Source organism: Ancylobacter pratisalsi (genome assembly GCF_010669125.1).
In the GTDB taxonomy this organism is placed as follows: Bacteria; Pseudomonadota; Alphaproteobacteria; order Rhizobiales; family Xanthobacteraceae; genus Ancylobacter; species Ancylobacter pratisalsi.
Genome location: NZ_CP048630.1, coordinates 4231001 through 4248745, shown reverse-complemented (window position 1 = coordinate 4248745; position 17745 = coordinate 4231001). Strand labels below are relative to the sequence as shown.

Annotated in this window: 15 protein-coding genes; 10 read left to right on the top strand and 5 right to left on the bottom strand. The window is 68.2% G+C overall.

The annotated features are described in order from the left end of the window. Positions 1 to 25: 25 nt before the first annotated feature. The 3 genes from pyrG to tpiA form a co-directional block, all read right to left on the bottom strand. Positions 26 to 1654, bottom strand: a complete 1629-nt coding sequence (gene pyrG, locus G3A50_RS19790) for a CTP synthase (RefSeq protein ID WP_163076837.1) — start codon at positions 1652 to 1654, stop codon at positions 26 to 28. A gap of 106 nt (positions 1655 to 1760) precedes the next feature. Beyond that, complete coding sequence (gene secG, locus G3A50_RS19785) at positions 1761 to 2150, bottom strand: preprotein translocase subunit SecG (RefSeq protein WP_163076836.1); 390 nt, start codon at positions 2148 to 2150, stop codon at positions 1761 to 1763. Between the two features lie 131 nt (positions 2151 to 2281). Next, positions 2282 to 3037: a triose-phosphate isomerase gene (gene tpiA / locus G3A50_RS19780; protein WP_163076835.1), complete on the bottom strand. Its 756-nt coding sequence runs from the start codon at positions 3035 to 3037 to the stop codon at positions 2282 to 2284. A 189-nt stretch (positions 3038 to 3226) separates the two neighbouring features. On the opposite strand from tpiA, the gene G3A50_RS19775 reads away from it, so the two are divergent. The 9 genes from G3A50_RS19775 to G3A50_RS19735 all read left to right on the top strand — a co-directional run bounded on the left by G3A50_RS19775 (position 3227) and on the right by G3A50_RS19735 (position 12306). Continuing rightward, positions 3227 to 5128: a SurA N-terminal domain-containing protein gene (locus tag G3A50_RS19775; protein ID WP_163076834.1), complete on the top strand. Its 1902-nt coding sequence runs from the start codon at positions 3227 to 3229 to the stop codon at positions 5126 to 5128. Positions 5129 to 5140: 12 nt separating this feature from the next. Further along, on the top strand, positions 5141 to 6655 hold the full coding sequence (trpE, locus tag G3A50_RS19770; RefSeq protein WP_163076833.1) for an anthranilate synthase component I: 1515 nt from the start codon (positions 5141 to 5143) through the stop codon (positions 6653 to 6655). A gap of 162 nt (positions 6656 to 6817) precedes the next feature. Beyond that, positions 6818 to 7426 carry an anthranilate synthase component II gene (locus G3A50_RS19765; RefSeq protein WP_163076832.1) on the top strand — a complete coding sequence of 203 codons (609 nt, stop codon included), beginning with the start codon at positions 6818 to 6820 and terminating at the stop codon, positions 7424 to 7426. Positions 7427 to 7443: 17 nt separating this feature from the next. Continuing rightward, positions 7444 to 8460, top strand: a complete 1017-nt coding sequence (trpD, locus tag G3A50_RS19760; RefSeq protein WP_163076831.1) for an anthranilate phosphoribosyltransferase — start codon at positions 7444 to 7446, stop codon at positions 8458 to 8460. A gap of 11 nt (positions 8461 to 8471) precedes the next feature. Continuing rightward, the gene (gene trpC / locus G3A50_RS19755; RefSeq protein WP_163076830.1) at positions 8472 to 9281 is read left to right on the top strand and encodes an indole-3-glycerol phosphate synthase TrpC; all 810 of its coding nucleotides are present in this window, start codon (positions 8472 to 8474) and stop codon (positions 9279 to 9281) included. 4 nt (positions 9282 to 9285) lie between these two features. Next, the gene (gene moaC / locus G3A50_RS19750) at positions 9286 to 9777 is read left to right on the top strand and encodes a cyclic pyranopterin monophosphate synthase MoaC (RefSeq protein ID WP_163076829.1); all 492 of its coding nucleotides are present in this window, start codon (positions 9286 to 9288) and stop codon (positions 9775 to 9777) included. Between the two features lie 10 nt (positions 9778 to 9787). Continuing rightward, on the top strand, positions 9788 to 11044 hold the full coding sequence (locus tag G3A50_RS19745) for a molybdopterin molybdotransferase MoeA (RefSeq protein ID WP_163076828.1): 1257 nt from the start codon (positions 9788 to 9790) through the stop codon (positions 11042 to 11044). 79 nt (positions 11045 to 11123) lie between these two features. After that, complete coding sequence (hpxZ, locus tag G3A50_RS19740) at positions 11124 to 11516, top strand: oxalurate catabolism protein HpxZ (protein ID WP_163076827.1); 393 nt, start codon at positions 11124 to 11126, stop codon at positions 11514 to 11516. 88 nt (positions 11517 to 11604) lie between these two features. Further along, on the top strand, positions 11605 to 12306 hold the full coding sequence (locus G3A50_RS19735) for a GntR family transcriptional regulator (RefSeq protein WP_163076826.1): 702 nt from the start codon (positions 11605 to 11607) through the stop codon (positions 12304 to 12306). Between the two features lie 42 nt (positions 12307 to 12348). Here the strand turns inward: G3A50_RS19735 and atzF are convergent, their stop codons facing one another. Beyond that, the gene (atzF, locus tag G3A50_RS19730) at positions 12349 to 14175 is read right to left on the bottom strand and encodes an allophanate hydrolase (protein WP_163076825.1); all 1827 of its coding nucleotides are present in this window, start codon (positions 14173 to 14175) and stop codon (positions 12349 to 12351) included. A 194-nt stretch (positions 14176 to 14369) separates the two neighbouring features. Here atzF and lexA point away from each other — a divergent pair, with 194 nt between their 5' ends. Beyond that, the gene (gene lexA / locus G3A50_RS19725) at positions 14370 to 15062 is read left to right on the top strand and encodes a transcriptional repressor LexA (protein WP_163076824.1); all 693 of its coding nucleotides are present in this window, start codon (positions 14370 to 14372) and stop codon (positions 15060 to 15062) included. Between the two features lie 162 nt (positions 15063 to 15224). Here lexA and G3A50_RS19720 read toward each other — a convergent pair whose 3' ends face one another. Beyond that, positions 15225 to 17633: a ComEC/Rec2 family competence protein gene (locus G3A50_RS19720; protein WP_246251908.1), complete on the bottom strand. Its 2409-nt coding sequence runs from the start codon at positions 17631 to 17633 to the stop codon at positions 15225 to 15227. Positions 17634 to 17745: the final 112 nt, after the last annotated feature.

Here is a 17745-nt window from a genome sequence, read left to right as displayed (position 1 = left end):
CGCCTCCCTGGGCGGATCTTGGAAATCAGAACAGCCGGCTCTGCACGGCGGCAGCCCCCACGAAGGATGCGAAGACCGGATGCGGCTCGAACGGACGCGACTTCAGCTCCGGGTGGAACTGCACGCCCACGAACCACGGATGGTCCGGATACTCGATGATCTCCGGCAGCAGCCCATCCGGCGACATACCGGAGAACCGCATGCCGCAGGCTTCCAGCCGTTCACGATAGGCGAGGTTCACCTCGTAGCGATGACGGTGGCGCTCGGAAATCGTCGTGGAACCGTAGATCTGGGAAATCCGGCTGCCCTCGGCGAGTTCGGCGGGATACGCGCCCAGCCGCATGGTGCCGCCGAGATCCCCGCCAATGCCGCGCTTCTCCAGCTCGTTGCCGCGCAGCCACTCGGTGAGCAGGCCGACCACGGGCTCGCCTGTAGGGCCGAATTCGGTCGAGTTCGCCTCGGAGACGCCGGCAAGGTTCCGGGTGGCCTCGATCACCGCCATCTGCATGCCGAAGCAGATGCCGAGATAAGGCACGCGCCGCTCGCGGGCAAACTGCGCCGCGCGGATCTTGCCCTCGGCGCCGCGCTGGCCGAAGCCGCCCGGCACCAGGATGCCGTGGACATGCTCCAGGAACGGCGCGGGATCCTCGCGCTCGAAGATCTCGCTCTCGATCCAGTCGAGATTGACGCGCACATTGTTGGCGAGCCCGCCATGGGCCAGCGCCTCGATGAGCGACTTGTAGGCGTCCTTCATGCCGGTGTACTTGCCGACGATGGCGATCGTCACCGCCCCTTCCGGGTTGCGGATGCCGGTTTCGACATTCTTCCAGCGGGTCAGGTCCGGCTCGGGCGTCGGCTCGATGCCGAACGCGGCCAGAACCTCGGTGTCGAGCCCGGCGTCATGATAGGCCGAGGGCACGGCATAGATGTTGTCGGCGTCGCGGGCCTCGATCACCGCGCTTTCGCGCACGTTGCAGAACAGGCCGAGCTTGCGGCGCTCCTCGCGCGGAATCTCGCGGTCGGTGCGGCACAGCAGGATGTCCGGCGCGATGCCGATGGAGCGCAGCTCCTTCACCGAATGCTGGGTCGGCTTGGTCTTGAGCTCGCCCGCGGAGGGAATGAAGGGCAGCAGGGTGAGATGCACATAGATGCAGTGCTTGCGCGGCAGCTCGTTGCCGATCTGGCGGATCGACTCCAGGAACGGCATCGCCTCGATGTCGCCGACCGTGCCGCCGATCTCGACCAGCACGAAGTCGTAGCCCTCATTACCGGCGAGCACGAATTCCTTGATCGCGTTGGTAACGTGGGGAATGACCTGGATGGTCGCGCCGAGATAGTCGCCGCGCCGTTCCTTCGACAGGATGTCCTGGTAGATCCGCCCGGTGGTGATGTTGTCCTGCTTGGTCGCGGGACGGCCGGTGAACCGCTCGTAGTGCCCCAGATCCAGATCGGTCTCGGCGCCGTCATCGGTGACGAACACCTCGCCGTGCTGATAGGGGCTCATCGTGCCCGGATCGACGTTGAGATAGGGGTCCAGCTTGCGCAGCCGGGTCTTGTAACCACGGGCCTGCAGCAATGCACCGAGAGCGGCGGAAGCGAGGCCCTTGCCGAGCGAGGACACGACGCCGCCCGTGATGAAAATATAGCGCGCCATGGAATTCGGTTTCTAACTGCAAAAAAACGATTCGGCGAGAGCTCCGCGCATGACGGAGACCTCTCGCCTGTGGGTAAGCTCTACGCGGCTCGGAAGCCGCGCATCATCACTGCGACTGCGGAACCTGCGGAACGGCCGGCGCCGAAGGTGCGGGCTGCGCGCCCTGAAGCTGGTCGAGCACGGAACCACCCGGAGCCGGCGCGCCAGGGGCGGCGGGCGTGGTGGCGGGTGCCGTGAAAATCGTCGCCGGACCCCGGCCCCAGCTCGCCATAACGGTGAGGGAGAGGCTGGTGACGAAGAACAGCGCCGCAAGGATCGCGGTGGCGCGGGTCAGCACATTCGCGGTGCCGCGTGCGCTGAAGAAGCCGCCGCCGCCACCACCGCCGCCGCTCCCCCCACCGATGCCGAGCCCGCCGCCTTCGGAGCGCTGGATCAGAACCACGCCGATAAGGGCGAGCACCACCATGAGATGGATGACGATGAGTACGGTCTGCATCTTATGCCTTCAAGGAATAGGCGGCGGGACGGCCCGGCCCACCGCGAACGTTGGCGCGTTCCTACACGATTGCGCCGGGCGTTTCCAGCACCCGGCGACAAGGTATCGAAAGAGGGTGTTTATCGCTGTCTCTATAGATAGGCGCGCGCGATGCCGAGAAAAGACTCGGCCTTCAGGCTGGCACCGCCGACGAGAGCGCCGTCGACATCGGGAACGGCGAGGATCTCCCGCGCATTCTCCGGCTTCACCGAGCCGCCATAGAGCAGGCGCATCCGCTCGCCTTCCTTGCCGAAGCGCGCGGTCAGCACCTCGCGCATCGCGCCATGCATCTGCGCGATGTCTGTCGTGGTCGGGGTGAGACCGGTGCCGATGGCCCAGATCGGCTCATAAGCGATAACGACCCCCTCGCCCGTGGCGCCCTCGGGCACCGAGCCGGCGAGCTGGCTCCGCACGATGTCCAGCGCCTTGCCGGCCTCGCGCTCCTCACGGCTCTCGCCGACGCAGATGATGGCGACCAGCCCGGCGCGGCGCGCGGCCTCGGCCTTGGCCCGCACCTCGGCGTCGCTTTCGCCATGATCGGCGCGGCGCTCGGAGTGCCCCACGATCACCGCGCTCGCGCCGGCATCGGCCAGCATCTCCGCGGATATGTCGCCCGTATGCGCTCCGCTGGCGTCGGTGTGGCAATCCTGTCCGCCCAGGCTGACCGGCGAACCGGGCGCGGCGGCCGCCAATGCCGCGAGCAGGGTGGCCGGCGGGCAGACCATCAGGTCGAGCTTGGCGACGAGCGACGCGTCGCAACCATCGACGATGCGCCCGAATTCCGGGACAGAGGCCTTCAGGCCGTTCATCTTCCAGTTGCCAGCGACCAGGGGGCGACGCTTCGTCATGCCGATTTACGCTCCTACACCTTGAATATGACCATCAATACCTCAGAACAGGCTGACCTTCGGGTAACAGACCCCGCCAACATCGGCAAATGACGGCGCATGCGACATTGCGGCCTGCCGGAGCGGTCCCTATGATGCGCGCCTTTCGCGCGCCAGCTCCCTTTCCAGCGCCCGCCAACGAGAAACAAGATGCTGCAGACCCTGCGCAAGAGCGCTTCCGGAATCGTCGCCAAGATCCTCATGGCCCTCCTCATCGTGAGTTTCGGCATATGGGGCATCGCGGATGTGTTCCGTGGATTCGGCAGCCAGACACTGGCCACCATCGGGGATTCCGAGATCACCGTGCCCGAGTTCCGCGAGCTTTATCAGCAGCGGCTCCAGCAGATCAGCCAGCAGCTCAAGCGCGGCCTGACACCCGACCAGGCCCGTGCGCTCGGCATTCCCGACCAGGTTCTCAACGAGCGGCTCGCCGAGGCCGCCCTCGATGACGAGGCCCGCCGGCTGGGCCTCGCCCTCTCCGACGCCGAGATCGCCCAGCGCGTGCAGGACAACCCGGCGTTCCACGGCCCGTCCGGCCAGTTCGACCCGGCCTATTTCGCCCGGCTGCTGCGCGCCAACAACTTCACCGAGGCCCGCTTCGTCCAGGCCGAACGCGGGCTGGCTCTGCGCCAGCAGCTCATCCAGTCGCTCGGCGGCGGGGTCGAGATCCCGCAGGTTCTCAAGGACGCCGCGACCCGATTCGAGAGTGAGGAGCGCTCGGTCAACTACGCCATGCTGACCACCGCCGCCCTGCCCGCCGCCGCTGACCCGACGGACGAGGAACTGCGCAGCTTCTTCGAGGCCCGCAAGGTCGCCTTCAAGGCGCCCGAGTACCGCAAGATCGAGGTTCTGGCGCTGACGCCGCAGTCCATCGCCGCCGCGCAGACCGTGACCGATGCCGAAGTTCAGGCGGCCTATGACGCCAACCTCTCGTCCTACGGCACGCCGGAACGCCGCGTTGTCCAGCAGATCGTCTTCCCCAATGACGAGGAAGCCAAGGCCGCGGCGGCGCGTATCGCCGCCGGCACGTCGTTTGCGGACATCGCGGCCGATCGCAAGCTGGCGGACAAGGATATCGATCTGGGGAACATCACTCGTTCGGACATCATCGACCCGAGCATCGCCGATGCCGCGTTCTCGCTGGCGCCCGACGGCACCAGCGGCGTGGTCGAGGGCCGTTTCGGCCCGGTGATCGTCCATGTCGGCGCCGTGACCCCGGCCAATGTCCGTCCGCTCAGCGAGGTCGCCGCGCAGATCCGCGCCAAGCTGCAGCTCGACGCCGCCAACCGCATGGTCGGCCAGAAGTACGACGAGATCGAGGATGAACGCGCCAGCGGCGCCCAGCTCTCCGAGATCGCGACCAAGGTCGGCCTCCCGCTGGTGACCGTCGACACCGACATCCAGGGCCGCACTCCCGACAACGCGACGATCCCCACCATTCCCGGCCGCAGCGACGTTCTGCGCGGGGCCTTCGCCTCCGACGTCGATGTCGACAACGACCCCGTGCAGCTTCCGCAGAACGCGGGCCAGCCGGGCGGCTATGTATGGTACGAGGTGGAGGCCATCACTCCGCCGGCCGACCGCACCTTCGAGCAGGCCAAGCCGCTGGTGCTGGAGCGCTGGAAGCAGGACAAGGCCTCCGAGGCGCTGGACAAGATGGCCGAGGACATCAAGGCCAAGGTTGCCGCCGGCACCTCCTTCGGCATCGCGGTGACCGATGCCGGGCTCGAACTGCGCGCCGCCAATGGCCTGAAGCGCGGGCGCGCCGCCGATGGCGTGCCGCAGGAAATCCTCAACGCCGTGTTCGACACCCCCAATGGCGGCGTCGGCAGCGCGCTTGCGGAGGGCGGCGACAGCCGGATCCTGTTCAATGTGCTGAGCGTCAACGTGCCCAGCAACGCGACTCCCAACGAGCGCCTGATGTCCGACATCCGGCAGGGCCTGGAAAACGACCTGATGACCGAATATCTCGTCGCGCTCCAGTCCGAGCTGGGTGCCAAGATCAACCGGACGGCGCTTGACCAGATCGTCGGCGCGGACGCGGTCAACTGAGGGACCGCGACCATGCAGACCCACCCTGACGTCGCGGACTTCGCCGCCGCCTATGAGCGCGGCGAGGCCCAGGTGCTGACGACCACGCTGATCGCCGACCTGGAGACCCCGGTCTCCGCCTTCCTGAAGATCGCCGGCGAGAAGCCCAACAGCTTCCTGCTCGAATCGGTGGAAGGGGGCGCCACGCGGGGGCGCTACTCCATGATCGGCATCGAGCCGGACATCATCTGGCGCTGCCACGGCGATGCGGCCGAGATCAACCGCCACGCCGCGCGGGCGCCGGACCGGTTCGAGCCCTGCCCCGACAAGCCGCTGATCTCGCTGCGCAAGCTGGTCGCGGAATCGCGCATTCACCTGCCGGTGGGCTCGCCGCCGATGGCGGCGGGCGTGTTCGGCTATCTGGGCTACGACATGGTCCGCCAGATGGAGCGCCTGCCGCAGCCCAAGCCGGACATCTTCGGTGTGCCGGACGCGATCTTCGTGCGGCCGACCGTGATGGTCGTGTTCGACGCAGTGCGCGACGAGATCACCGTGGTGACCCCCGTGCGCCCGCAACCCGGCATCAGCGCATCGGTGGCGCATGAAGCCGCACGCGAGCGACTGGACGCGGTCGTTGCCGCGCTGGACAGCGCATTGCCGAACCTGGCGGCGGAAGATGCGTTCCATCAGGCGGTGGAGCCGGTGTCCAACACGGCGCCGGAGACGTATCTCGCCATGGTCGAGCGGGCGAAGGAGTACATCCGCGCCGGTGACATCTTCCAGGTGGTGCTGTCCCAGCGCTTCGACGCGCCCTTCACCCTGCCGCCGTTCTCGCTCTACCGCGCACTGCGGCGGATCAATCCGGCGCCGTTCCTGGTCTATTTCAACTTCGGCGGCTTCGCGCTGGTGTGCTCCAGTCCCGAAATACTGGTCCGGCTGCGTGGCGAGACCGTCACCATCCGTCCCATCGCCGGCACCCGCCGGCGCGGCGCCACGCCCCACGAGGACAAAGCGCTCGAAGAGGAGCTGCTCGCCGATCCGAAGGAGCGCGCCGAGCATCTCATGCTGCTGGATCTCGGCCGCAACGATGTCGGCCGCGTCTCGAAGATCGGGTCGGTGCATGTCACCGACAGCTTCTTCATCGAGCGCTACAGCCAGGTGATGCACATCGTCTCCAATGTCGAGGGCGACATCGACCCCCGCCATGACGCGCTGGACGCACTCGCCGCCGGCTTTCCGGCCGGCACGGTGTCAGGCGCGCCAAAGGTGCGTGCGATGGAGATCATCGACGAGCTGGAGCGTGACAAACGCGGAATCTATGCCGGGGCGATCGGCTATTTCGGCGCCGATGACGAGATGGACACCTGCATCGTGCTGCGCACTGCCGTGGTGAAGGACGGCCAGATGCATGTGCAGGCCGGCGCGGGCATCGTCTACGACTCGGTGCCTGAGAGCGAGCTGCAGGAATGCGTGAACAAGGCCAAGGCGCTGTTCCGCGCCGGCGAGGAAGCGGTGCGTTTCGCCGCCCGCGCCAGCAGGGGGCAATGAGGATGGCGCACGTCCGTCACGAGCGATGGTGAAGCCGGCGACACGTTTCCTCGCCGCCCGGCGCAGGGCGAGCCCGGTCGAGACGACCGCGCGGCTTGACCCGGCGTCGGTCAACACCCTAGAGCTTTTGATGCCGGCCCAAGACCGGCGGATGGACGCGCGATGATCCTTCTTGTCGACAATTACGACAGCTTCACCTGGAACCTGGTCCACTATATCGGCGGGCTCGGCGCCGAGGTGGATGTACGCCGCAACGACACCCTCACAGTGGACGAGGCACTGGCGCTGAAGCCGGAAGCCATCGTCATTTCTCCCGGCCCGGCAACGCCGAACGAGGCGGGCATCTGCCTGGACCTGATCGGGCGAGCGGCCAATGAGGGCGTGCCGGTGTTCGGCGTGTGCCTTGGCCATCAGGCCATCGGCCAGGTCTTCGGCGGCGAGGTGATCCGCGCGCCGCTGCCGCTGCACGGCAAGCTTTCCGACGTCCGCCATCGCGGCGAAGGCGTGTTCCGCGGCATCAATGGGCCGTTCAAGGCCACGCGCTACCATTCGCTCATCGTGCGGCGCGAGACCCTGCCGCCCGCGCTCGCCATCACCGCCGAGACCGATGACGGGCTGGTCATGGGGCTGTCTCACAAGGAACTGCCGGTGCACGGCGTCCAGTTCCATCCCGAGAGCATCGCCTCGGAGCACGGGCACACGATCCTGAAGAACTTCCTCGACCTGGCGCGGGCGTGGAATTCCGGTCCGCGCCGCTCGCGGGCCGCCTGAAGCAACGCGGGGAGAGCATGGAAAACCTGAAGGCCGTCATCGGCAAGATCGCCACCGGCACCACCCTGACCCGCGCCGAGGCGGCGTTCGCCTTCGACATCATGATGTCCGGCGAGGCCACGCCCTCGCAGATCGGCGCCATCCTCATGGGCCTGCGCGTGCGTGGCGAGGACGTGGAGGAGATCGCCGGCGCGGTCACCACCATGCGCGCCAAGATGCTGCGCGTGGAGGCCCCCGCCGATTCCGTGGACGTGGTGGGCACCGGGGGCGACGCCTCCGGCTCCTACAACATCTCGACCTGCGCCTCGTTCATCGTCGCCGGTGCCGGCGTGCCGGTGGCCAAGCACGGCAACCGCGCGCTCTCCTCCAAGTCCGGCGCCGCCGACGTGCTGATGGCACTGGGGGTCAAGATCGACCTGACGCCGGAGCAGATCTCGCGCTGCATCAAGGAGGCGGGCATCGGCTTCATGTTCGCGCCGGCCCACCACCCGGCGATGAAGCATGTCGGCCCCACCCGCGTGGAGCTGGGCACGCGCACGATCTTCAACCTCATTGGCCCGCTGTCCAACCCGGCGGGCGTGACCCGCCAGATGGTCGGCGTGTTCTCGCGCAACTGGGTGGAGCCCATCGCGGAGGTGCTGCGCTCGCTCGGCTCGACCCGCGCCTGGGTCGTGCACGGCTCCGACGGGCTGGACGAGATCACCACCACCGGGGCGACCCATGTGGCCGAACTTTCCAACGGCGAGATCCGCAGCTTCGAGATCGAGCCGGGAGAATTCGGTATTGCCCGGGCGACGCCCGACTCCCTGAAGGGCGGCGACGGCACCGCGAATGCGGCCGCGCTGCGCGCCGTGCTGGCCGGCCAGCCGAGCGCCTATGCGGATGTGTCGCTGATGAACGCCGCCGCCGCGCTGATCGTCGCCGGCAAGGCCGACACGCTGGGCGACGGTCTGGAGATCGCCCGCGCCAGCCTCACCGGCGGCCACGCCGAGGCGGCGCTGGATCGCCTCGTCGCCGTTTCCGCGATGGTGTGAGGGAGGCAGCAATGGGCGATATTCTCCAGCGGATCGAAGCCTACAAGCGCGAGGAGATCGCGCAGGCCAAGAAGGCCGTGCCGCTCGCCGACCTGCGCGCGCGCGCCGAACAGGTGGAGGCGCCGCGCGGCTTCCTTAAGTCCATTGAGCGGGACATTGCCGCGCGCGGGACCGCGCTAATCGCCGAAATCAAGAAGGCGAGCCCTTCCAAGGGGCTGATCCGCCCTGATTTCGATCCACCCGCCCTCGCCCGCGCCTATGAGGTGGGCGGTGCGACCTGCCTTTCCGTTCTCACCGATCGCCCGTCCTTCCAGGGCGCGCCGGAATTCCTCACCGCCGCCCGCGCCGCCTGCTCGCTGCCGGCGCTGCGCAAGGACTTCATGCACGACACCTATCAGGTGTTCGAAGCGAGGGCCTGGGGCGCGGACTGCATTCTGGTCATCATGGCCTCGGTGGACGACGCGCTGGCGCGGGATCTGATCGAGACCGCTCACGGCCTTGGCATGGATGCGCTGGTGGAAGTGCACGACGCTGCCGAACTGGACCGCGCACTGACACTGCCGGCGCGGCTGGTCGGCATTAACAACCGCAACCTGCGGACCTTCGAAGTCACGCTGGACACCTCCGAGGACCTCGCTCCGCGCATTCCGGCCGACCGGGTGATCGTCGGCGAGAGCGGCATCTTCACGCCCGAGGACGTGGCGCGGCTGGCGAAGGTGGATATCCGCACCGTCCTCGTTGGCGAAAGCCTGATGCGCCAGCAGGACGTGACGGCCGCCACCGCCGCCCTTCTCGCCCCCTCGCTGCGCGCGGCGGGCTGAACCGATGGGCGCCGACGACGAGCCCACACTGTCCCACATCGACGCCAGCGGCGCGGCGAACATGGTCGACGTCGCCGACAAGGCGATCACCGACCGCATCGCCGTCGCCGAGGGGCGCGTGGTGATGGAGCCATCCACACTGGCGCTGATCGAGAGCGGCAACGCCAAGAAGGGCGACGTGATCGGCACGGCCCGCCTCGCCGGCATCATGGCCGCCAAGCGCACGCATGAGCTGATTCCGCTGTGCCACGCGCTGCTGCTTTCCAAGGTCGCGGTGGAAATCGAACCGGACGCCGCGCTGCCCGGCCTGAGGGTCCGCGCCACGGTGCGCACCAGCGGCCAGACCGGCGTCGAGATGGAAGCGCTGACCGCCGTCTCCCTCGCCTGCCTCACCATCTACGACATGGCCAAGGCGGTCGATCGCGGCATGCGCATCGAGGCGATCCAACTGATCGAGAAAGCCGGCGGCCGTTCCGGTCACTGGCGCGCCGGCTGAGGACGGGAACATGCAGGCACTGATGCCCGTAGAAGAGGCGCTGCGCCGCCTGCTTTCCGCCGCCCGGCCGCTTGGCATCGAGAATGTCGCGCTCGACGCGGCCGACGGGCGCGTGCTCGCCGCCCCGGTCGTGGCACGGCGCACCACGCCGGGAGCCGACGTCTCGGCGATGGACGGCTATGCCGTACGGGCCGGCGACGCCAGCGCCATGGCGGCGCTTGAGCTGATCGGCGAATCCGCCGCCGGCCGCCCGTTCATAGGGCGGGTCGAGCCGGGCACGACGGTGCGCGTGTTCACCGGCGCGGTGATGCCCGAGGGCGCCGACGCCGTGGTGATCCAGGAAGACACCCAACGAGAGGGCGAGACGATTACCCTTACGCAGGCGGCAACGCCGGGACGGCACATTCGCCGCGCCGGCGGCGACTTCGCCACGGGTGACCTGCTGATCGCCGCCGGCCATCGGCTGCGCGCGCGGGATCTGGCGCTGGCCGCCTCCGCCGACATCGCCGAACTTGCCGTTTTCCGGCGCCCGCGCGTCGGCCTGCTCTCCACCGGCGACGAATTAGTGCGCCCCGGCACCGGCGCGGGTTCGCACAACGTCATCCTGTCCAACATCTACTCCCTCGGCGCACTGGCCCGGCGCGCGGGCGCCGAGGTGATGGATCTCGGCGTGCTGCCCGACAGCATGGAGGCGACGCAGCGCGGCGTGCACGACGCGCTTGCGGGAGGTCTTGACGTGCTGGTCACCACCGGCGGTGCCTCGGTCGGCGACCACGATCTGGTGGCCCCGGCGCTCACCTCGCAGGGCGTGGAACTCGCCGTGCACAAGATCGCGCTGCGGCCGGGCAAGCCGCTGATGTTCGGCCTCGCCCCGAAGCGGGACACGGCCGGCGGCGACACGCGCGCCGATGACACGCGCGCCCATGTGCTTGGGCTGCCGGGAAACCCGGTGTCCGCCCATGTGTGCGCGCTGGTGTTCCTCGTGCCCCTGCTGCGCGCGCTCCAAGGCGAGACGGTGCCGACCCAGCCGGTTCTGAAGCCTGCCCGGCTCGGCGCGGATGTGAAGGCGAATGATCACCGCATGGACTTCATCCGCGCCACCCTCGCCGGCGACCATGAGGGCGTGCCCATCGTGCGCCCGCTTCCGGTTCAGGACAGCTCCATGCTGAGCGTGCTGGCCCGCGCCGATGTCCTGCTTGTCCGCCACCCGAATGCGCCGGCAGCGGCCGAAGGCGAGCCCTGCGTGTTTCTCGCCCTCGAGGATTGACCGCGACTGGCGCAGCCTGTGTGCTGGGCCGTGTTTCAACCAGTTCAAGCGGCCTCGTGGCCGGCGGGAAAGACTGCTGATGGACATCAATCTGCCCGAGATCGTCGCCGAGATGCAGGCCGCGTTTGACCGCTACGAGCGCGCCCTCGTGACCAATGACGTGGAAGCGCTCGACGCGCTGTTCTTCGATCATCCCACCACGACGCGCTATGGCGGGGGCGAAAATCTCTACGGCATCGAGGCCATTCGCGCCTTTCGCGCCACCCGTTCGCCGGTGGGGCTCGACCGCTCGCTCGAAGGGACGCAGATCACCACTTATGGCCGCGATTTCGGCGTCGCCTCGACGCTGTTCCGGCGCGAGGGCATGGTCGGAAAGGTCGGGCGGCAGATGCAGACCTGGATGCGCACGCCCGAGGGCTGGAAGGTGGTGGCGGCCCATGTCAGCGTGATCAACGAGCCGGTCCCCGCTTAAGGATCTTGTTCTCCTCTCATGCTAAAGATCGGGCGCTGCGGTGTTTTTTCGGCAGCGACTCGCCGCGTTGCGGGGTACATTATCGCCGATGTCCGTGGTCTCCGTCCCGCCTCCCGCCGAATCGACACCCGCCGCACAGGCGGGTAGGCCGCGCGTAACCCGCGCCGAGGGCCTGCGCATTCAGCTCGCCGACGAGATCACGCGCGGCCTGCTGCTTCCCGGAACGACGCTCGACGAGACCGCCCTCGCTACCCGCTTTGGTGTGTCACGCACGCCGGTACGCGAGGCCCTGCGCGAACTGGCGGCCTCCGGCCTGATCGATGCGCGCCCCCATCGCGGCGCGGTGGTCGCCCGCCCAAGCGTCGAGCGCCTGCAGAACATGTTCGATGTGATGGCGGAGCTGGAAGGGCTGTGCGCGGGGTTGTCCGCGCTGCAGATGACGCCGCCCGAACGGCGCCAGCTGGAGCAGCTGCATGCCGAGATGAGCGCGTTGATGCGGCAGGGCGACTTCAATGCCTATCGCGAGGCGAACGAGCAGTTTCACACCTCGATCTATGATGGCAGCCATAACGGCTATCTGATTGAAATCACGCTCGGAACGCGGCGGCGCCTGTCTCCCTTCCGCAGGGCGCAGTTCCGGGCGCTGGGCCGCCTAGCGCTGTCACACACCGAGCACGACCGCGTCGTGACGGCCATTCTGCGCGGCGACCGCGACAGCGCCAACGCCGCGATGCGCAGCCATATCGCGATCGTTCACGACGCGTATGAGCAATACGCACAAAACGTGTGATATCAGCAATTTAACGAGATTTTCGGACTCTCTTCCAGAACCTCAGCCGCCGACGGGCTGGCTTTCTGCGCGCCGTGCCTCCTCATCCGCGAGGAACGCGCGCCAGCCGCCGAAAGCGGTGATGTCGCGCGCGGTTGCCGCGGCGGCCGCCTCCATCAGAAAGCCCTTCACCTCGGTGCCGTCGTCTAGTTGCACGGTTCCCACCCCGAGCGGGGCAGGAATTCCGGCGACCAGACGGCCAAAGGCATCCGCCGGGAGCGCCCACACTTCGCAGTCGATCGCCGCGCCCGATCCCGGCCGCCCGCGCAGCAGGCCGGGCCGGCGCACACGCCCTTCCGGCAGCAGATGAAGCCGATAGTCGGCGCTGGTGCGCGCCGCGCGCAGGAACACGGCGCCCGCGGCAAGCAGATCACCATTGAGCGGCAGGCCGGACAGATGCGCGCCGAACAGGGCGAGTTCGAGATATCCCGGCGCCGCGCGCACGCTCGCCGCCGGGCGGGTGACCAATGGCGCGCCCGTCGCGCCCATGGTGAGACCGGTATCGGCGTGGAAGCGGGCGCCCAGCGCCGCCAGATGCGCGTCCCGCCCCGCAGGCGCCAGCAGGGTCACGCCGGCCGGGGCGCCGTCCGGCCGGATCTCGGCCGGCACCGAAAGGCCGCACATATCCAGCAGGTTCACGAAGTTGGTGTAGACGCCGAGGTTGCTGTTGCAGCGCACCGGCTGCGCCAGCATCTCCTCGACCGTGTAGACGGTGGGCATGGTCGGCACCGTCAACGCATCGAAGCGACCGAGAATCGCCCGCGCTTCCACCTTCAGCTCCGCCAGGCGGTACTGTCCCCGGAAGGCGTCGACGGCGCTCAGGCCGCGCCCTTGCTCGACGATGGAACGCACCACCGGGTGAAAGGAGGCCGGGCGCGATTCCAGGAAGGGGCCGACCGCAGCCAGACGCTCGGCGACCCACGGCCCCTCGTAAAGCAGCTTCGCGGTTTCGAAGAACGACGTCATGTCGATTTCCTCGACCCGGGCGCCAAGAGCCTGGAAACGGGCGACGGCGGCGGCAAAGGCCTTCTCGGCCAGCCGATCACCGAAGCTGACCAGATCCTCGCGGCGCGGCACCGCCAGAAGCGGCTTGGCAGGAAAGCCCCCAGGCTGGCCGACGGGAAGCGGGCGTGAGAACGGATCGGCGTCATCGGGACCCGCGGCGACGCGCAGCACCGCAAACGCATCTTCCACGGACAAGGCAAACACCGAGACACAGTCGAGCGTGCGGCAGGCCGGCACGACGCCATTGGTCGAGATCAGCCCCAGACTGGGCTTCAGCCCGACAATGTTGTTCAGCCCAGCCGGCACGCGGCCCGATCCCGCCGTATCGGTGCCGAGGGCGAAGGGCACCAGCCCCGCCGCCACCGAAACAGCGGAGCCCGAGCTCGAACCGCCGGGCACCAGATCCGGCCGCACCGCGTTGCGCGGCGTCCCATAGGGCGAGCGCGTGCCGTTCAGCCCCGTGGCGAACTGGTCGAGATTGGTCTTGCCGATGACGATGGCACCGGCCCGGCGCAACCGAACCACGACCGACGCGTCGCGCGTCGCGTCATAGGCAAAGTCCGGGCAGGCGCAGGTGGTGGGCAGGCCGGCGACGTCGATATTGTCCTTCACGGCGAAGGGAATGCCATAGAGCGGCAGGGTCGCCGGGTCCAAGCCCTCCAGCGCCTTGAGCGCAGCCGCAATCGCCTTGGGCGGGCTGATCGACGTGAAAATGGCAGGATCACCGTGTCGCTCGATGAGCTCGACGCAGCGCGCAATAGTGTCCGCCGGACGCGCAGCGCCCGAGCGATGCGCTGCGAGAAGGTCCGAAATCGTGCCGATCAATGTGTCACCCTTCCTGTTCCGCCCGATAATGCACAACACTTGCGCACAATGGAAGCCATTGCATACACGATCAACGAATTGCGGCTCGACTGCCGGCGCTTAGCGATCCAATTACCGATTGTGGAACACAAAAAGAACGGATAGTGTTTGTTCGTGATTTGTTTTCATTGCGCGGCACGGACGGAGTAGGATCGATGCTCACTCGCAAACAGCATGAGCTGCTTCGCTTCATCAATGATCGCCTCAAACAGGATGGGGTGCCTCCCTCGTTTGAGGAGATGAAGGACGCCCTGGATCTCAAATCCAAGTCCGGCATCCACCGGTTGATCACGGCCCTCGAGGAACGCGGCTTCATCCGCCGCCTGCCCAACCGGGCGCGGGCGCTGGAGGTCCTGCGGCTGCCGGAAGATTCCCAGCCCACACGCTCTTCGCGCAATTTCGCGCCAAATGTCATTGAGGGCAGCCTCGGCCGGTCGCGCGCGCCCGTCGACGACAGTGCCTCGCGTTCGGTGTCGATCCCGGTGATGGGCCGCATCGCGGCGGGAACGCCCATTTCGGCGATCCAGAGCCGCGATCAAACCATCTCCATGCCCCCGGAAATGATTGCCGGTGGCGAGCATTTCGCGCTCGAAGTGCGCGGCGATTCGATGATCGAGGCCGGGATTCTTGACGGTGATCTTGCCCTGATCCGCAAGAGCGACACCGCCAATAGCGGCGACATTATCGTGGCGCTGATCGACGACGAGGAAGCAACCTTGAAGCGGCTGCGCCGTAAGGGCGCCTCCGTCGCGCTGGAAGCGGCGAACCCCGCATATGAAACACGCATTTTCGGCCCCGACCGGGTCCGCATCCAGGGGCGTCTTGTCGGGCTTTTCCGGCGCTACTGACATGACCACGCCGCGCGGATGCGCCGAATGCTGGAGGGACCGGCTGGCGCGGCATCCCGTGGAGGGACGACGGGAGACGGCGTGATCCGGCAAGGCGCGGCGTAATTTCAGTGGTGGCGGGGCGTCTGTTTGGTTCCCTGGGTTCACGCGGGTATTCAGGGTTCAGTTTTCCGAGGCGTTCACGGCATCGTCTGGCCCGTCGGCCCCAGGGTCGACATCGGGCGTGGAAGCGTTATCGGGATCCGCCTCCCGAACCGCCGCCGCGCCCCGTGCCCTTGGGATCGATGGACGGTTGATCGTAGAATCGGTCGCGGGAACCGATGCGGACCGGCGAAGGATATCGGCCGCGGCGGGTGCAGGTGGCTGCCAGGGCCGTGGCGCCCCGGCCGGTCGCGCCATTATCAATTCCCATTCTTTCGTATCCAGATACTGAGCCGCCAGCCCCCCGTGCTGGCGGTACGCGTCGACATAAAGAACCGTCGCCGCGCAATCCTCCGGGGGCTCGTAGGGCGTCACGACCAGATCGGCCCGCCGACAGTCCTCGAACAGGGACGCCCGGTCCCGCGAATAGGCCACACGCGCCGCGTTCGGACCGGGCAGCGTGCAGCCGAGGGAATCGCACGCCGCCACGGCCGTCAGCCGCTCCGATGCCTCCGTGCCCCGCGCCCCTTCCGCACTGAGCCACTGGCCGACCTCGAACCGTTCGGCAAGGCGTGCCGTGCGGGTGCCCATCAGCGCAAGGTTCCCGTCGGGTCCGCGAACCGCCACCGTGCGGGCCCGCGAATCGACGTAGAGGTCTGGGCGCGGTGCGGTGAGCGTGATCCACGCCGCGCACCCCGCCAACAGCGGCGCCACGAGCGCGAGGCGCGTGCGCAGCAGGCAAAGAGCCGCCAGGGCGAGGCTCATCAACACCAGGCTCGCGATCGGCATGGCTGCTAGGCCGCGATCCGCGCCCGGCAGAGCCGACACCGCGGCCGCAATGGCAATCATCCGATCGATGCCCCAGCCCATCACCCGCCAGGCCGGGCCATCCCAGCCAAACGGCATCAGAAGAGACCCCGCCAGCCCCGCCGGCATCACGATGGTCGAGACCACCGGCATCGCGGCCAGATTGGCGAGGAGGCTCAGGGGCGCAAGGCGCTGGAAATGAAAGGCGGCGAAGGGCGCGGTCGCCAGCCCGGCCACCAGTGAAGTGAGCGCCAGCGCTGCTATGTAACGCGCCGGCCAGAGCGACCAGCGCCGCGCGCGCGGCCCCCCGGACGACGGCACCAGCAAATGCCCGAACCGCTCATAGGCGGCCACCAAGGCCAGCGTGGCGGCGAAGGACATCTGCGCGCCCGGATCGAGGATCGCCCATGGCATCAGCGCCATGACACAAAGAGCCGCGATCGCCAGGGTGCGCAGGGTAAGAGCGGGCCGGCCGACGATAACCCCGAGCAGCACCAGCAGGGTCATCACATAGGAACGCTGGGTCGGCACCTCGGCTCCGGACAGCAGCAGATAATAGGTCGCGGCAAGCAGCGCGGGCAGCGCCGCCCAGCTCTTGATCGGGTAGCGCAAGGCGAGAGCGGGCGAGAGCGCCAGCAACGCCCGGGCCAGGAAAAACACCGTCATCGCCACCAGCGCCATGTGCAGCCCCGAGATCGACAGCACATGCGACAGGCCGGAGATGCGCATGCTCTCCTCGATGCTCTCCGGCACGCCGTCGCGCAGGCCCGTCACCAGCGCGACCGCGATGCCCCCCGCCCCGCCCGACAGCGTTGCGAGGATTCGGGCGGCGATGGCCTCCCTGCTGCGCTCCAGCCACGCGGCGAAGGCGAGGCCCGGCGGCGGTTCGGGTCCGGGCACGATCTGCACCTTTCCCAGCGCGTAGCCCGTGGCGCCGATGCCATCGAACCAGATGGCGCGCCCGAAATCGAACCCGCCCGGATAGGCCGGGCCCGGCGGCGGTGCGAGATTGGCTCGCAGCCGGACATGGGCGCCAACCGGCGGTGGCTCGGAGGACGCCAGTGTCACCCGCACGCGCTGCGGCGGGGCATCGAGCTTGCGGCCCAGCCCGGTTACTTTCAGGGTGATGCGGCTGCCACGGGGGCGGCGCTCCTCGGCCTCCACGAACCCGGCCACCTCCACCGCCTGGAGCGGCTTCGCCAGCACGGGATGCGCGATGCGCTGCACCTGAAGGCTGGCAAGCGCGAAGCCGGCACTGATCGCCGCCAGCAGCACGAAAAAATGGAAGGCGAAAGGCCGCTCGCGGGCGAGGATGGCAAGCGCGCCGAACACCAGCGTCGGCACCAGACCGCCATAGACCAGTGGTTCGTGACCGGCGCCGAAATAAAGTGCGGCACCAGCGGCGAAGGCAATCGGCAGGAATAGAAATCCGCGACGGTCTTCCAGTTCGCGCACGGCGCAGGCCCGCAGTCCGCGCGAAAGGGCGCTCCATCCCGCCGCGAACCCGCCTGTGGCAAGGGTCGGAAATCGCGGAGCGAGCGCAATGGCGACGGCGCGCGCGCGGCCCTGACGCGCCCGTTCACCCCGCCGATCGCCCCCGTCGCCCTCGCCTGCCGCGTCCACGCCCCGCTCCGGCCGCCCGCACCGCGCGCAAACGTGTGCTGCGGCGGCTTTTCCCCTGTCGCGGACCTATGGTACACGCACCGTCCGCGCCCGCCATGCCAACCCGTCCATC

Excerpts from the sequence above, each read along its gene's own strand:
- pyrG (WP_163076837.1), bottom strand. The coding sequence starts at position 1,654 with ATGGCGCGCTATATTTTCATCACGGGCGGCGTCGTGTCCTCGCTCGGC.
- tpiA (WP_163076835.1), bottom strand. The coding sequence starts at position 3,037 with ATGACGAAGCGTCGCCCCCTGGTCGCTGGCAACTGGAAGATGAACGGC.
- hpxZ (WP_163076827.1), top strand. The coding sequence starts at position 11,124 with ATGGACATCAATCTGCCCGAGATCGTCGCCGAGATGCAGGCCGCGTTT.
- moaC (WP_163076829.1), top strand. The coding sequence starts at position 9,286 with ATGGGCGCCGACGACGAGCCCACACTGTCCCACATCGACGCCAGCGGC.
- G3A50_RS19765 (WP_163076832.1), top strand. The coding sequence starts at position 6,818 with ATGATCCTTCTTGTCGACAATTACGACAGCTTCACCTGGAACCTGGTC.
- G3A50_RS19735 (WP_163076826.1), top strand. The coding sequence starts at position 11,605 with ATGTCCGTGGTCTCCGTCCCGCCTCCCGCCGAATCGACACCCGCCGCA.
- secG (WP_163076836.1), bottom strand. The coding sequence starts at position 2,150 with ATGCAGACCGTACTCATCGTCATCCATCTCATGGTGGTGCTCGCCCTT.
- G3A50_RS19775 (WP_163076834.1), top strand. The coding sequence starts at position 3,227 with ATGCTGCAGACCCTGCGCAAGAGCGCTTCCGGAATCGTCGCCAAGATC.
- lexA (WP_163076824.1), top strand. The coding sequence starts at position 14,370 with ATGCTCACTCGCAAACAGCATGAGCTGCTTCGCTTCATCAATGATCGC.
- trpE (WP_163076833.1), top strand. The coding sequence starts at position 5,141 with ATGCAGACCCACCCTGACGTCGCGGACTTCGCCGCCGCCTATGAGCGC.
- trpC (WP_163076830.1), top strand. The coding sequence starts at position 8,472 with ATGGGCGATATTCTCCAGCGGATCGAAGCCTACAAGCGCGAGGAGATC.
- G3A50_RS19745 (WP_163076828.1), top strand. The coding sequence starts at position 9,788 with ATGCAGGCACTGATGCCCGTAGAAGAGGCGCTGCGCCGCCTGCTTTCC.
- trpD (WP_163076831.1), top strand. The coding sequence starts at position 7,444 with ATGGAAAACCTGAAGGCCGTCATCGGCAAGATCGCCACCGGCACCACC.